Origin of the sequence: Georgenia faecalis (genome assembly GCF_003710105.1) — a bacterium.
Lineage (GTDB): Bacteria > Actinomycetota > Actinomycetes > Actinomycetales > Actinomycetaceae > Georgenia_A > Georgenia_A faecalis.
The window spans coordinates 2820793-2833784 of the sequence record NZ_CP033325.1 but is presented as its reverse complement, the minus strand read 5'-3'; the positions used below and the strand labels follow the sequence as shown (position 1 = coordinate 2833784).

General features: G+C 73.1%; 16 protein-coding genes. 13 read left to right on the top strand and 3 right to left on the bottom strand.

Translation table 11 applies throughout. The annotated features are described in order from the left end of the window. Positions 1–181: 181 nt before the first annotated feature. The 7 genes from infA (at position 182) to EBO36_RS12395 (ending at position 4195) form a co-directional block, all read left to right on the top strand. Positions 182–403 (top strand): translation initiation factor IF-1, encoded by a 222-nt coding sequence (gene infA, locus EBO36_RS12425; protein ID WP_122824901.1) that lies wholly within the window; start codon positions 182–184, stop codon positions 401–403. A 72-nt stretch (positions 404–475) separates the two neighbouring features. Continuing rightward, positions 476–589 (top strand): 50S ribosomal protein L36, encoded by a 114-nt coding sequence (gene rpmJ / locus EBO36_RS12420; protein WP_110851912.1) that lies wholly within the window; start codon positions 476–478, stop codon positions 587–589. Between the two features lie 149 nt (positions 590–738). After that, positions 739–1113, top strand: a complete 375-nt coding sequence (gene rpsM / locus EBO36_RS12415) for a 30S ribosomal protein S13 (RefSeq protein ID WP_122824900.1) — start codon at positions 739–741, stop codon at positions 1111–1113. Positions 1114–1180: 67 nt separating this feature from the next. Further along, positions 1181–1588, top strand: coding sequence for a 30S ribosomal protein S11 (gene rpsK, locus EBO36_RS12410; protein ID WP_122824899.1), 408 nt, complete (start codon positions 1181–1183; stop codon positions 1586–1588). A gap of 112 nt (positions 1589–1700) precedes the next feature. Then, positions 1701–2723, top strand: coding sequence for a DNA-directed RNA polymerase subunit alpha (locus EBO36_RS12405; RefSeq protein WP_122824898.1), 1023 nt, complete (start codon positions 1701–1703; stop codon positions 2721–2723). A 36-nt stretch (positions 2724–2759) separates the two neighbouring features. Then, positions 2760–3389 (top strand): 50S ribosomal protein L17, encoded by a 630-nt coding sequence (gene rplQ / locus EBO36_RS12400; RefSeq protein WP_122824897.1) that lies wholly within the window; start codon positions 2760–2762, stop codon positions 3387–3389. A gap of 98 nt (positions 3390–3487) precedes the next feature. Further along, positions 3488–4195 carry an alpha/beta fold hydrolase gene (locus EBO36_RS12395; RefSeq protein ID WP_122824896.1) on the top strand — a complete coding sequence of 236 codons (708 nt, stop codon included), beginning with the start codon at positions 3488–3490 and terminating at the stop codon, positions 4193–4195. Here EBO36_RS12395 and EBO36_RS12390 read toward each other — a convergent pair. Next, positions 4192–4953 carry an ROK family protein gene (locus EBO36_RS12390; protein WP_122824895.1) on the bottom strand — a complete coding sequence of 254 codons (762 nt, stop codon included), beginning with the start codon at positions 4951–4953 and terminating at the stop codon, positions 4192–4194. The two genes, EBO36_RS12395 and EBO36_RS12390, sit on opposite strands and share 4 nt — an antisense overlap. A gap of 42 nt (positions 4954–4995) precedes the next feature. Between EBO36_RS12390 and truA the strand changes: the two genes are divergently transcribed. Next, entirely contained in the window at positions 4996–5901 is a 906-nt protein-coding gene (truA, locus tag EBO36_RS12385; RefSeq protein ID WP_122824894.1) for a tRNA pseudouridine(38-40) synthase TruA, read from the top strand. A 154-nt stretch (positions 5902–6055) separates the two neighbouring features. Here the strand turns inward: truA and EBO36_RS12380 are convergent, their stop codons facing one another. Next, entirely contained in the window at positions 6056–6589 is a 534-nt protein-coding gene (locus tag EBO36_RS12380) for a DUF5709 domain-containing protein (protein WP_244925283.1), read from the bottom strand. A gap of 273 nt (positions 6590–6862) precedes the next feature. Between EBO36_RS12380 and rplM the strand changes: the two genes are divergently transcribed. The 4 genes from rplM to EBO36_RS12360 all read left to right on the top strand — a co-directional run bounded on the left by rplM (position 6863) and on the right by EBO36_RS12360 (position 10080). Next, on the top strand, positions 6863–7306 hold the full coding sequence (rplM, locus tag EBO36_RS12375) for a 50S ribosomal protein L13 (protein WP_122824893.1): 444 nt from the start codon (positions 6863–6865) through the stop codon (positions 7304–7306). Between the two features lie 50 nt (positions 7307–7356). Beyond that, complete coding sequence (gene rpsI, locus EBO36_RS12370) at positions 7357–7848, top strand: 30S ribosomal protein S9 (RefSeq protein WP_122824892.1); 492 nt, start codon at positions 7357–7359, stop codon at positions 7846–7848. Positions 7849–8047: 199 nt separating this feature from the next. Beyond that, positions 8048–9397: a phosphoglucosamine mutase gene (gene glmM, locus EBO36_RS12365; RefSeq protein WP_122824891.1), complete on the top strand. Its 1350-nt coding sequence runs from the start codon at positions 8048–8050 to the stop codon at positions 9395–9397. Next, entirely contained in the window at positions 9394–10080 is a 687-nt protein-coding gene (locus EBO36_RS12360) for a DedA family protein (RefSeq protein WP_244925282.1), read from the top strand. Before glmM ends, EBO36_RS12360 begins: the two co-directional genes overlap by 4 nt. Positions 10081–10084: 4 nt before the next feature. On the opposite strand, the gene coaA is transcribed toward EBO36_RS12360, so the two are convergent. Next, positions 10085–11038 (bottom strand): type I pantothenate kinase, encoded by a 954-nt coding sequence (coaA, locus tag EBO36_RS12355; protein WP_241236888.1) that lies wholly within the window; start codon positions 11036–11038, stop codon positions 10085–10087. 97 nt (positions 11039–11135) lie between these two features. Here coaA and glmS point away from each other — a divergent pair, with 97 nt between their 5' ends. Next, a complete protein-coding gene (glmS, locus tag EBO36_RS12350; RefSeq protein WP_122824889.1) occupies positions 11136–12992 on the top strand; it encodes a glutamine--fructose-6-phosphate transaminase (isomerizing) in 1857 nt (618 codons plus the stop codon).

Below are 12992 nucleotides of genomic sequence, written 5' to 3'. Positions count from 1 at the left end.
GCCCGACCGGTCACGGTGCACGCCCCGCGGGCCATGGCGTATGCTTTGTCGCTGGACCCGCGTGCCACGGCACTGGCCCCTGCCCGAGGTGGGGGCTGCACCGTTGACCGGCGCGCGGCGTCATCACAGCGAGCGGACCGGGAACGACGCGGCGCGCACGAGGGAAGAGTTAGCGGAGGATATGGCGAAGAAGGACGGCGTCATCGAGATCGAGGGCACCGTGGTCGAGGCACTGCCCAACGCGATGTTCCGCGTTGAGCTGAGCAACGGTCACAAGGTGCTCGCCCACATCTCCGGCAAGATGCGGCAGCACTACATCCGGATCCTGCCCGAGGACCGGGTGGTCGTCGAGCTGAGCCCGTACGACCTCACCCGGGGTCGTATCGTCTACCGCTACAAGTAATCACCGGACTCGACAAATCGCCGTCGCAGGAGCGCCCGAGGGGTGCGTCGTGCGCGGCGGCGGAGGAACGACATGAAGGTCAAGCCGAGCGTCAAGAAGATCTGCGACAACTGCAAGGTGATTCGGCGTCACGGCCGGGTCATGGTCATCTGCACCAACCTGCGGCACAAGCAGCGTCAGGGCTGATCCACCCCTGACGGCGGCGGGCAACCGCCACCAGCACATCGTCAGCGACCCGGGGGACCGGGTCGACCACCCCCGGTCGGAGGCCGGGGCCCGCCAGCCGGCGGGAGGACGGTGTGGAAGACCTCCGACCAGTATGAGGAGCACCTGAGTTGGCACGACTTGCCGGCGTCGACCTCCCCCGCGACAAGCGGCTAGAGGTTGCGCTCACTTATGTCTACGGCGTGGGACGCACCCGCGCGAAGGCGACGCTCGAGGCGACGGGCATCAGCCCCGACCTGCGCGTCAAGGACATGTCCGACACGGACCTCGTCGCCCTGCGCGACTACATCGACGCGAACTACAAGGTCGAGGGTGACCTGCGCCGTGAGGTCGCCGCCGACATCCGCCGCAAGGTGGAGATCGGCTCCTACCAGGGCCTGCGCCACCGTCGTGGCCTCCCGGTCCGTGGACAGCGCACGAAGACCAACGCGCGTACCCGCAAGGGTCCCAAGCGCACCGTGGCCGGCAAGAAGAAGGCCCGCTAAGCAGTAGTCCGACCCCGTGCGCACGCGCGGGCCGGTCCGAGCACCTCATCCAGGAGAGAACCCCCACATGCCCCCCAAGTCCCGTACGGCGACCGCCGCGCGCAAGCCGCGCCGCAAGGAGCGCAAGAACGTCTCCCACGGTCACGCCTACATCAAGAGCACCTTCAACAACACGATCGTGTCCATCACGGACCCGAGCGGCGCCGTCATCGCCTGGGCCTCCTCCGGCCAGGTCGGCTTCAAGGGCTCCCGCAAGTCGACGCCCTTCGCCGCGCAGCTCGCCGCCGAGGCCGCTGCCCGCCGCGCCCAGGAGCACGGCATGAAGAAGGTCGACGTGTTCGTCAAGGGCCCCGGCTCCGGCCGTGAGACCGCGATCCGCTCGCTCCAGGCCACCGGCCTCGAGGTCGGCTCGATCTCCGACGTCACGCCCCAGGCCCACAACGGCTGCCGCCCCCCCAAGCGCCGCCGCGTCTGATGCTCGATCGCCCGCTCCGGCGGGCGTGAACGACCCCGCCGGCCGGACCGATGGCCGGCGGGGACCCCTGCTTGGCGTCATATAGCGGACGCCTGCTGAAAGGAACACCACCGTGCTCATCGCCCAGCGCCCCACGCTGACCGAAGAGGTCGTCTCCGACTACCGCTCGCGATTCGTCATCGAGCCCCTGGAGCCCGGCTTCGGCTACACGCTCGGCAACTCCCTGCGCCGCACGCTGCTCTCCTCCATCCCGGGGGCAGCGGTGACGAGCATCCGCATCGACGGGGTCCTCCACGAGTTCACCACCGTTCCGGGTGTGAAGGAGGATGTCACCGAGATCATCCTCAACATCAAGAACATCGTCGTCTCCTCGGAGCACGACGAGCCCGTCGTCATGTACCTGCGCAAGCAGGGCCCCGGCACGGTCACCGCCGCGGACATCACCCCGCCCGCGGGCGTCGAGGTGCACAACCCCGACCTCCACATCGCCACGATCAACGCCAAGGGCAAGCTCGAGGTCGAGCTCACCGTCGAGCGCGGGCGCGGCTACGTCTCCGCGGCCCAGAACAAGAGCTTCGACTCCGAGATCGGCCGGGTCCCCGTCGACTCGATCTACTCGCCGGTGCTCAAGGTGACCTACAAGGTCGAGGCGACCCGTGTCGAGCAGCGCACCGACTTCGACCGCCTCATCGTCGACGTCGAGACGAAGCGCTCCATCGCGCCGCGTGACGCCATCGCGTCGGCCGGCAAGACGCTCGTCGAGCTGTTCGGGCTCGCCCGGGAGCTCAACACCGAGGCCGAGGGCATCGAGATCGGCCCCTCGCCGACGGACGCCGCCCTCGCGGCGGACCTGGCCCTGCCCATCGAGGACCTCGGCCTGCTGTCGCGCTCGTACAACTGCCTCAAGCGCGAGGGCATCCACACGGTCGGGGAGCTCGTGGCGCGGAGCGAGGCGGACCTGCTCGACATCCGCAACTTCGGTGCGAAGTCGATCGGCGAGATCCGCGAGAAGCTGGCCGGTCTGGGTCTGAGCCTCAAGGACAGCCCCGCGGACTTCGACCTCTCGCTCGTGGCGGACGACGAGGACGAGGCCTACGAGGGCGACCTCGAGTTCAGCGACGAGCAGCGCGACTGACGCCACCACCGGCGACGAATCAACACAGGAGACACCATGCCTACACCCCCGAAGGGTCCCCGCCTCGGTGGCAGTCCCGCGCACGAGCGGCTCATGCTGGCGAACCTGGCGACGGCCCTGCTGGACCACCGCCGGATCACCACCACGGAGACCCGCGCCAAGCGGCTGCAGCCCCTCGCTGAGCGGCTCATCACCCTCGGCAAGCGCGGCGACCTCAGCTCGCGCCGTCGGGCGCTCGCCACGGTCAAGGACAAGCGCGTCGTCCACGAGCTCTTCGCGGAGATCGCGCCGACGATGGCCGAGCGCCAGGGCGGCTACACCCGCATCACGAAGATCGGCCCGCGCAAGGGCGACAACGCCCCCATGGCGGTCATCGAGCTCGTCCTCGAGCCCGTGAGCGCCAAGCAGGCCGTCGTCCGCGAGGCTGACGCCTCGACCAAGCGCGCGGCGCGCAAGGCCAGCTCGGTCACGGCCAACCCGGCCAAGGCCACGCCCGCCACGGAGGCCTCCCCGGAGGAGTCCGAGACGGACGAGACGGCCGCGGGCGCCGACGAGGCCCAGCAGGCTCAGGCCGCGGCGACGGAGTCCTCCGCCGCTGCCGCCGACGAGGCCGCCCTCGACGCGGGTGCGGCCACGCCGGACAGTCCCGACGCCGGGCGTCGCTGACCCCATCGCGTGCAGCGCCGGGCACCTTCGGGTGCCCGGCGCTGTCGTGCACCCGGGCGCAACGGTGCGGACCACCGGTGCGCCTCTAGCCTGGTGACGTGAACCCGACCGTCCTCCTCGTCCACGGGGTGCGGGCGTCCGCCTCGATGTGGCGCGCCCAGCTCGCCGCGCTGGACCGGGCCGCGGTGCCCGCACTGGCCCCCGACCTGCCGGGTCACGGCGCCCGCCGCGGGGAGGCGTTCACCGTCGCCGGTGCCCTCGCCACGCTGGACGAGGCCGCCTCGTCGGCCGGCGGACCGGTGGTCGTCGTCGGGGTGTCCCTGGGTGGCTACCTCGCCCTGCACTGGGCCGCCTCCACCGCGCGCCGGCCCGCCGCCGTCCTCGCCGCCGCCTGCTCCACCCGTCCCCGCGGGCCCGGCCTCGCGGGCTACCGCGCGCTGGCCTCCCTCATCGAACGGCTGCCGGACCGCGGCGCGGGGCTCAACGACGCGCTCGCCCGCCGGGTGCTGCCGGCGCAGGCGCTCGACGACCTCGCGGTCGGCGGGATGGCGGTGGGGGTGATGGACGCCGTGCTCGCCGACGTCGGCGGGCTCGATCCCGTCGCCGACCTCCGCGCACTGGGGGACGTGCCCGTGCGGCTCGTCAACGGGCGGTGGGACCACTTCCGGCTCGAGGAGCGGACCCTGCTGGCGGCGTGCGCCCGGGGCCGGCTCGTCGTCGTCCCGGGGGCCACCCACCTCGTCTCGCTGGTCCGGCCGGTGGCGTTCACGCGGCAGGTCCTCGAGCTCGTCGCCGAGGTGCGCTAGCGCGCCGCCAGCTCCCACGCGCGCACTCCGCCGACGATCCCCGCGCTGTTGGGGACGATGACGACGTCATCGCCGAGGCGGGTGGAGACCTGCGGGCTGATCCGGCGCGAGTTGCCGCCGCCGAGGTAGAGGCGGTCCCACAGGTACATGGGCCGCAGGGCCTCCACGACGCGGCGGGCTCGGCGCGACCACATGGCGTCCCCGAGGCGTAGCCGCTCGTGCTCGCCGATGTAGTCGTCGTAGGTGAGGCCCCAGCGCACGGTCGCCTGGCTCAGCTCGGCGTGGGGCGCGAGCACCCCGCCGTCGAAGACCGCGTTGCCCAGGCCGGTGCCCAGGGTGAGGACCATCTCCAGGCCCGCGCCGGCCACCACGCCGGCGCCGTGGACCTCGGCGTCGTTGAGGACGAGCGCCGGCATCCCGAGGCCCTGCTCGAGGGCGCCCCGCATGTCGAAGCCCGCCCACGCCTCGACGAGCTCGGGCAGGACCCGGGTGCGCGGGCCCGCGCGGGTGACGTAGTGCGGCGTCGCGACGACGACGCCGTGCCGCAGCATGCCCGGCATGCCGACGGTGACGCGGTCGGCCGGGGGGAGCTGGTCGGCGAGGGAGGCGACGGCGGCGACGAGGCGGTCCGGCGGCAGCGGGTAGGGCGTGCGCGCCCGCACCGGCTGGGCGTGCATGGTGCCGGCCGCGTCGAGGACGGAGGCCTTGAGCCCGCCGCCGCCGCAGTCGACGGCGAGGGTGGTGGGGCCGGAGGTCACTCCCGGAGCCTAGCGGCGGGCGGCGGCGGTAGCCTCGGCTCCGTGACGGACGCCGGGACCACCGACCTCGTGCGGGTCCGCCTGGACCTCGCCTACGACGGCGCGGCGTTCGCCGGCTGGGCGGCGCAGCCTGGCCTGCGCACGGTCCAGGGCGTCCTCGAGGAGGCGCTGACGACCGTCCTGCGGCTGCCCGTGCCGGCCCGGCTCACCGTGGCCGGCCGGACCGACGCCGGCGTCCACGCTCGCGGCCAGGTGGCCCATGTCGACGTCCCGCTCTCCGCCTGGGAGGCGGTGCCCGGGCGGTCCGCCCACCGCCCCGAGGAGGCGCTGCTGACGCGCCTCACGGGGGTGCTGGGCCGCGCCGGGGCGAGCGACGTCGTCGTCACGGGGGTGCGCGTGGCGCCGCCCGGGTTCGACGCGCGGTTCAGCGCGGTCTGGCGCCGCTACGCCTACCGGATCGCCGACGAGCCGCGGCGCCGCGACCCGTTGGCCCGGGCGCACGTCCTGTGGCACCCCCGCCCGCTCGACGTCGCCGCCATGGCCGCCGCGGGCGCTTGGCTGCTCGGGGAGCACGACTTCGCGGCGTACTGCAAGCCACGCGAGGGCGCCACGACGATCCGCACGCTGCTCGACCTCCACTGGCGACGAGCGGGCGAGGGCGAGCCCGACGCCGGCCTCGTCGTGGCGACGGTGCGCGCCGACGCGTTCTGCCACTCCATGGTGCGGGCCCTCGTCGGGGCGCACCTGGCCGTGGGGGAGGGCCGCCGGGGTGTGGAGTGGCCGCGGGAGGTGCTCGCGGCCGGTCGGCGGGACCCGGCCGTCACCGTCGCCCCGGCCCGCGGCCTCACCCTCGAGGAGGTCGGCTACCCCGACGACGTGCACCTGGCGGCGCGGGCCCTGGAGGCCCGCGCCGTGCGGACGCTGCCGACGCCTCCGGCGACCGGCTGAGCACGCACGAACGCCCCCTGCCTCGCGGACCGGTAGCGACACCGGCTCCTGCACGCGGCAGGATCACGAGGGAGGGGGCGGACGTGGTGCGGACGTACGCCGAAGGGGCGGACGTGGATGGGGGCGGACGCCGAAGGCGCGAACCGGTCGGCGGTCAGCCGGGCGTGCCGCCCTCGTCGACCAGGCCGGTGAGCCCGGGGGCCTCGTCCTCGTCGACGATGTGCATGGCCGCCTCCTCGGCGGTCGCGGCGCCGCCGGCGACGCCGACGTCCGCCGCCCAGGACGACTGCGCCTCGCCCACGGTGTCCGTGGGGTCGTCGTCGTCGGGGAGCGCCTCGAGGCGCCCCGCGCGGTCGGGCTGGCGGTCGGGGAGGGGCTGGTCGCCGGCCTCCTCCCACACCTCGGGCTGCTCCTGCTCGAGCCGCTCGGCGAGGGTGTCCCCCTCGACCTGCTCCCGGGGCGTGAGGTTGAGGCCCCGCAGGGGGTCCCGCTCGGGCGGGGAGACGCCCTCGTCCGCGAGGTCGTCGACCCCGCGCTCGACGAGCATCTCCTCCTTCTGCAGCTGGTCGGTGTCCCCCTCACCCGCGAGGGAGGGGTCCTGCCGGGTGGCCGAGGTGTCTGCCGTGGTGTCCATGGACGCGGCCGCTTCCGAGGTGTCGGGCTCGACCGACATGTCGTTCTCACTCATAGGCTCAGGCTGCCATCGACCGCCGGTGCTCGCACGACGGGCCGGTGCGCGGGCCGGTCCCCGGACCGTGCGGAGACCCGCGTCGCTCCCACCAGTTTTGACCGCGGCGCCGCCCCGGCGTACCCTTTGATGTCGCCTGGCATCCCCATGCGCTCCCGGTGCCTCCCACTCGCCGGACGAGCGGCGGATGAGCTCAAGCGAGCACCACCTGACCATGGGCAGCGGCTCGCGCTGCCGCCCGCTAGATACGCAGAAGAAACGAAGGCTACGCCCGTGCGCACGTACACACCGAAGCCCGGCGACGTCGAGAAGAACTGGTACGTCATCGACGCCACCGACGTCGTCCTCGGCCGACTGGCGACCCAGGTCGCGACCCTGCTCCGTGGGAAGCACAAGGCGACGTTCGCATCGCACGTGGACAACGGTGACTTCGTCGTCGTCATCAATGCCGAGAAGGTCGCCCTCACCGGCAGCAAGCGCGAGGACAAGATCGCCTACCACCACTCCGGCTTCCCGGGTGGTCTCAAGGCGACCAACTACGCCCAGCTCCTCGCCAAGCACCCGGCTCGCGCGGTCGAGAAGGCAGTCCGGGGCATGGTCCCCAAGACCACGCTGGGCCGCGCCCAGCTCCGCAAGCTGAAGGTCTACGCCGGTCCTGAGCACCCGCACTCCGCTCAGAAGCCGCAGACGTTCGAGATCACCCAGGTCGCCCAGTAACCACCGCCTCTGCGGTGCGGGTGCCCTCTCAACAGGACACGAGGAGAACTGTGGCTGAGACCACTGCCGAGATCGAGCTGGACGACGAGTCCGTCCCCAGCAGCTACACCAGCGAGAGTGCTGCCCCCGCAGCCGGTCTGGGCCAGAGCATCACCGCTCCGGGCCAGGCCATCGGGCGCCGCAAGGAAGCGGTTGCCCGCGTCCGCCTCGTCCCCGGAACCGGGCAGTGGAAGGTCAACGGGCGCACGCTCGAGGACTACTTCCCCAACAAGCTGCACCAGCAGCTCGTCAACGCCCCGTTCGCCCTCCTGGACATCGAGGGCCGCTTCGACGTGGTCGCGCGTATCGACGGCGGTGGGATCTCCGGCCAGGCCGGCGCGCTGCGCCTCGGTGTGGCCCGGGCGCTCAACGCGATCGACACCGAGTCGAACCGCCCCGCGCTGAAGAAGGCCGGCTTCCTCACCCGCGACGCCCGCGTCGTGGAGAGCAAGAAGGCCGGACTCAAGAAGGCCCGCAAGGCCCCCCAGTACTCCAAGCGCTGACCCGCGCTGCTTCCGAACGGCCCCGCCAGGCACTCGCCCGGCGGGGCCGTTCGCGTACCGGGGCGGGGTCCCGGGCCGCGTCGGCTCCGCACCGGATCCGCACATCCCCCTCACCGGCCGCGCGTCCCCGCACGTGCGCGAGCGTGCCACGATGGTCCCCAGTGCGGCCGGCGGGGTCGTTCGAAGACAAGGAGAGCTGATGCCGCGACTGTTCGGGACCGACGGGGTCCGTGGGCTGGCCAACCGGGACGTGAGCGCGGAGCTCGCCCTCGACCTCGGCGCTGCCGCCGCCCACGTGCTCGCGACCTCTGGCCAGTTCGACGGCCACCGCCCGCGGGCGGTCATCGGTCGGGACACCCGGCTGTCGGGGGAGTTCCTCGGCTCGGCCATCGCCGCGGGCCTGGCCAGTGCCGGCGTCGACGTCATCCAGGTCGGCGTGCTGCCCACGCCCGGCGTCGCATACCTCACGTCGAGCATGGACGTCGACCTCGGCGTCGTCATCTCCGCCTCGCACAACCCCATGCCGGACAACGGCATCAAGTTCTTCGCGCGCGGCGGCCGCAAGCTCGACGACGCCGTCGAGGACGCCATCGAGGCGCGGCTCGGCGCCCAGTGGGAGCGCCCCGTCGGTGCCCAGGTCGGCTCCATCGGCGAGGACGCCCGGGCCGCCGACCGCGCCTACGTCGACCACCTCGTCTCCGCCGTCGGCGTCGACCTCGCCGGCCTGCGGATCGCCGTCGACTGCGCCAACGGCGCCGCCAGCGCGGTCGGGCCGCTGGCGCTGCGCGAGGCGGGGGCCGACGTCGTCGTCATCAACGCCTCCCCCGACGGGCGCAACATCAACGACGCCTGCGGCTCCACGCACCCGGAGCAGCTCCAGGCGGTCACCGTCGCCTCGGGCGCGGACCTGGGCGTCGCCTTCGACGGCGACGCCGACCGCTGCCTGGCGGTGGACCACACGGGTGCGCTCGTCGACGGCGACCAGATCATGGGCCTGCTCGCCGTGGCGATGAAGGAGGAGGGCACGCTCGCCAACGACACCCTCGTCGTCACCGTCATGAGCAACCTCGGTCTCCTGCTCGCCATGCGCGACGCCGGCATCGCCACCGTCCAGACGGCCGTCGGTGACCGGTACGTCCTCGAGGCGATGCGCGCCGGCGGGCACACCCTGGGCGGGGAGCAGTCCGGGCACATCATCAACTCGGCGCACGCCTCCACCGGTGACGGGCTGCTCAGCGCGCTGCTCATCGGCGCGCAGGTGGTGCGCACCGGGCGGCCGCTGGCGGACCTCGCCTCCGTCGTGCACCGGCTGCCGCAGGTGCTCGTCAACGTCCCCGGCGTCGACAAGTCCCGCACCGCCTCCGACGAGGCCCTCCTCGACGCGGTGGCCGGGGCCGAGCGCGAGCTCGGGGAGACCGGCCGCGTGCTCCTGCGTCCCTCGGGCACCGAGCCGCTCGTGCGCGTCATGGTCGAGGCGGCCTCCCAGGACCAGGCCGACGACGTCGCCCGTCGGCTTGCGGGCGTGGTGAAGGACCGGCTGGCGTTGTGACCGAGCTCATGGCGGCGGTCGAGGAGTCCGTCCTCGGCCTCGCCGGCTCGCCCTGGATCCTCCTCGCGGTCTTCGTGCTCGCCACCATCGACGGGTTCTTCCCGCCGGTGCCGAGCGAGTCCGTCGTCATCGCGGTCGCCGTCCTCGCCATCACCGGGGAGGGCCCGAGCCTCTGGCTGCTCATCGCGGCGGCCGCGGCCGGCGCGTTCAGCGGGGACCTCATCGCGTTCGGGGTGGGCACCAAGGTCCCCATCCACCGGTTGCGGATGTTCCAGGGCGACCGGGGCCAGGGGGCCCTGGCATGGGCGAGCCGCGCGCTGGCGACCCGGGGCACGGTGTTCATCCTCTCCGCGCGGTTCGTCCCGGTCGGCCGCGTGGCCGTCAACATGACCGCGGGGGCCGTCGCCTACCCCCGGCGCCGGTTCATCGTCATCGCCGCCATCGCCGCGGTGATCTGGGGCGGCTACTCCACGCTGCTCGGCATGGGCGCCGGGGTGTTCCTCCACGAGCACCCGCTCGTCGCGGTCGCGGTGGGGGTGCTCGGCGGCGTCCTGCTCGGGTTCGTCGTCGACGCCGTCCTCAAGCGGGTGTCCCGGCGGATGGGCCGCGCGGACGACGGTGCCGCGGTCGACGGCCCCGCCGTCGAGGGCGGCGCCCCGGAGGGTCCCCCCGCCGGCGCCTGAGCCGTCAGACCTTGCGCAGCCGCATGCGGTGCATGCGGTGGTCGCCCGCCTTGGTGAGCACCAGCGTCGCCCGGCCCCGGGTGGGCAGGATGTTCTGCACGAGGTTCGGTTCGTTGATCGTCGCCCAGATCGACGTCGCCTTGGCGACCGCCGCGTCGTCGTCGAGGCTCGCGTAGCGGTGGAAGTACGACTGCGGCTCCGCGAAGGCCGTTCGGCGCAGCGAGAGGAAGCGCTCGACGTACCAGCGCCGCACGTCCGACGTCCGGGCGTCGACGTAGAGGGAGAAGTCGAAGAAGTCGCTCACGGCGAGGCTGGGGGACCCGTCCGCTGTCGTCCGCGCCGGCTGGAGCACGTTGAGGCCCTCGACGATGAGGACGTCGGGGTTGCGCACCGGCACCGACGCCCCCGGGACGATGTCGTAGGTGAGGTGGTCGTAGACCGGGGCGCTCACCTCGGCCACGCCGGCCTTGACCGCCGCGAGGAAGCGCAGCAGGGCCCGCTGGTCGTAGGACTCGGGGAAGCCCTTGCGGTCGAGGATCCCGCGCCGCTCGAGCTCGGCGTTGGGGTGCAGGAAGCCGTCGGTGGTGACCAGCTCGACGTTCGGGGTGCCCGGCCAGCGGCGCATGAGCTCGCGCAGCACCCGCGACGTCGTCGACTTGCCGACGGCGACCGAGCCCGCGACCCCGATGACGTAGGGCGTGCGCGCCACGGGCCCGCCGAGGAACGTCGCGGTGGACGCGTCGAGCCGACGCGCGGCGTCGACGTAGAGGCCGAGCAGCCGGGACAGGGGCCGGTAGACGGTGTCGACCTCGGCGAGGTCCACGGGGTCGCCCAGGCCGCGCAGGCGGCGCACGTCCGCGTCGGTGAGCGGTAGCGGGGTGGACGCCGACAGCCGGCTCCACGACTCGCGGTCGAACTCGACGAAGGGTGAGGGCGGAGAGCCGCCGGGCGAGGTCACTGCGCAAGTCTGGCGCACCCGCGGGCCTGCCCCCGCCGGCGTGCGGCGCGGAGAGCCGGGTACGGGCGCCGGGCCGGACCGCGTTACCCTCGGGCGCATGTGCGGAATCGTCGGTTACGTCGGGCCGGCCTCGCCGTCCGCCCGCCCCCTGGAGGTCGTCCTGGAGGGCCTCGCCCGCCTCGAGTACCGGGGGTACGACTCCGCGGGTGTGGCACTGGTCACCGGCGAGGGGCTCGTCGTGCGCAAGCGTGCCGGCAAGCTGGCCAACCTGCTGGGGGCGCTCGAGGCGGCGCCGCTGCCCCCGGCGACGGCGGCCATCGGGCACACCCGGTGGGCCACGCACGGCGCCCCGACCGACACCAACGCGCACCCCCACACCTCCACCGACGGCCGCCTCGCCGTCATCCACAACGGGATCATCGAGAACTACGCCGCGCTGCGCCGGCCGCTCGCGGAGGCCGGCGTGCCGTTCACCTCCCAGACCGACACCGAGGTGGTCGCCCACCTCCTCGCCGCCGCCCATGAGCGCACCGGCGACCTCACCGCAGCCATGCGCGAGGTCGCGGCGATGCTCGAGGGGGCGTTCACCCTCCTCGCGGTGCACGCCGCCGCGCCGGGGACGGTCGTCGCCGCACGCCGCAACTCCCCGCTCGTCGTCGGCCTCGGCGAGGGGGAGAACTTCCTCGGCTCCGACGTCGCGGCGTTCGTCTCGCACACCTCCTCCGCGCTCGAGCTGGGCCAGGACGAGGTCGTCACGGTCACCGCCGACTCCGTCCGGGTGACGCGGTTCGACGGCACGCCGGTCGAGCCGCGCCCGTTCACCGTGACGTGGGACGCGAGCGCCGCCGTCAAGGGCGGCTACCCCACGTTCATGGACAAGGAGATCCACGACCAGCCCAAGGCGGTCGCGGACACCCTCCTGGGCCGCACCGACGAGCAGGGCAACCTCCAGCTCGACGAGCTGCGCATCGACGAGGCGATCCTGCGGCGCATCGACAAGATCATCGTCGTCGCCTGCGGGACGGCCGCGTACGCCGGGCACGTGGCGAAGTACGCCGTCGAGCACTGGGTCCGCATCCCCGTCGAGGTCGAGCTCGCCCACGAGTTCCGCTACCGCGACCCGGTCGTCAACGAGAAGACCCTCGTCGTGGCCATCTCCCAGTCGGGGGAGACCATGGACACGATCATGGCGGTCCGGCACGCCCGGGAGCAGGGCTCGAAGGTCCTCGCGGTGGTCAACACCTACGGGTCGACGATCGCCCGTGAGTCCGACGCCGTGCTCTACACGCACGCCGGGCCCGAGGTGGCCGTCGCCTCGACCAAGGCCTTCCTCGCCCAGATCACCGCGACCTACCTCCTCGGCCTCTACCTCTCCCAGCTCCGCGGGACGAAGTACCTCGACGAGGTCGCCGGCTACCTCACCGAGCTCGCCAGGCTCCCCGAGAAGATCGAGCAGGTCCTCGCCCGCGAGGAGGAGGTCCGGGACATCGCGCGGTCCATGCGGGACGTCACCTCCGTGCTCTTCCTCGGGCGCCACGTCGGCTACCCGGTCGCCCTCGAGGGGGCGCTCAAGCTCAAGGAGCTCGCCTACATCCATGCCGAGGGGTTCGCCGCCGGCGAGCTCAAGCACGGCCCGATCGCCCTCATCGACACCGGCCAGCCGGTGATCATCGTCGTGCCCACGCCGCGGCGCCCCACCCTGCACGCCAAGGTGGTCTCCAACATCCAGGAGGTCCGGGCCCGCGGTGCGCACACCATCGTCATCGCCGAGGAGGGGGACACCGACGTCGAGCCGTACGCCGACGTCATCATCCGCATCCCCGCGACGCCCACGCTGATGACGCCGCTCGTCGCCGTCGTGCCGCTGCAGATCTTCGCGTGCGAGCTCGCGACCGCCAAGGGCCTGGACGTCGACCAGCCCCGCAACCTTGCCAAGTCCGTCACGGTCGAGTGA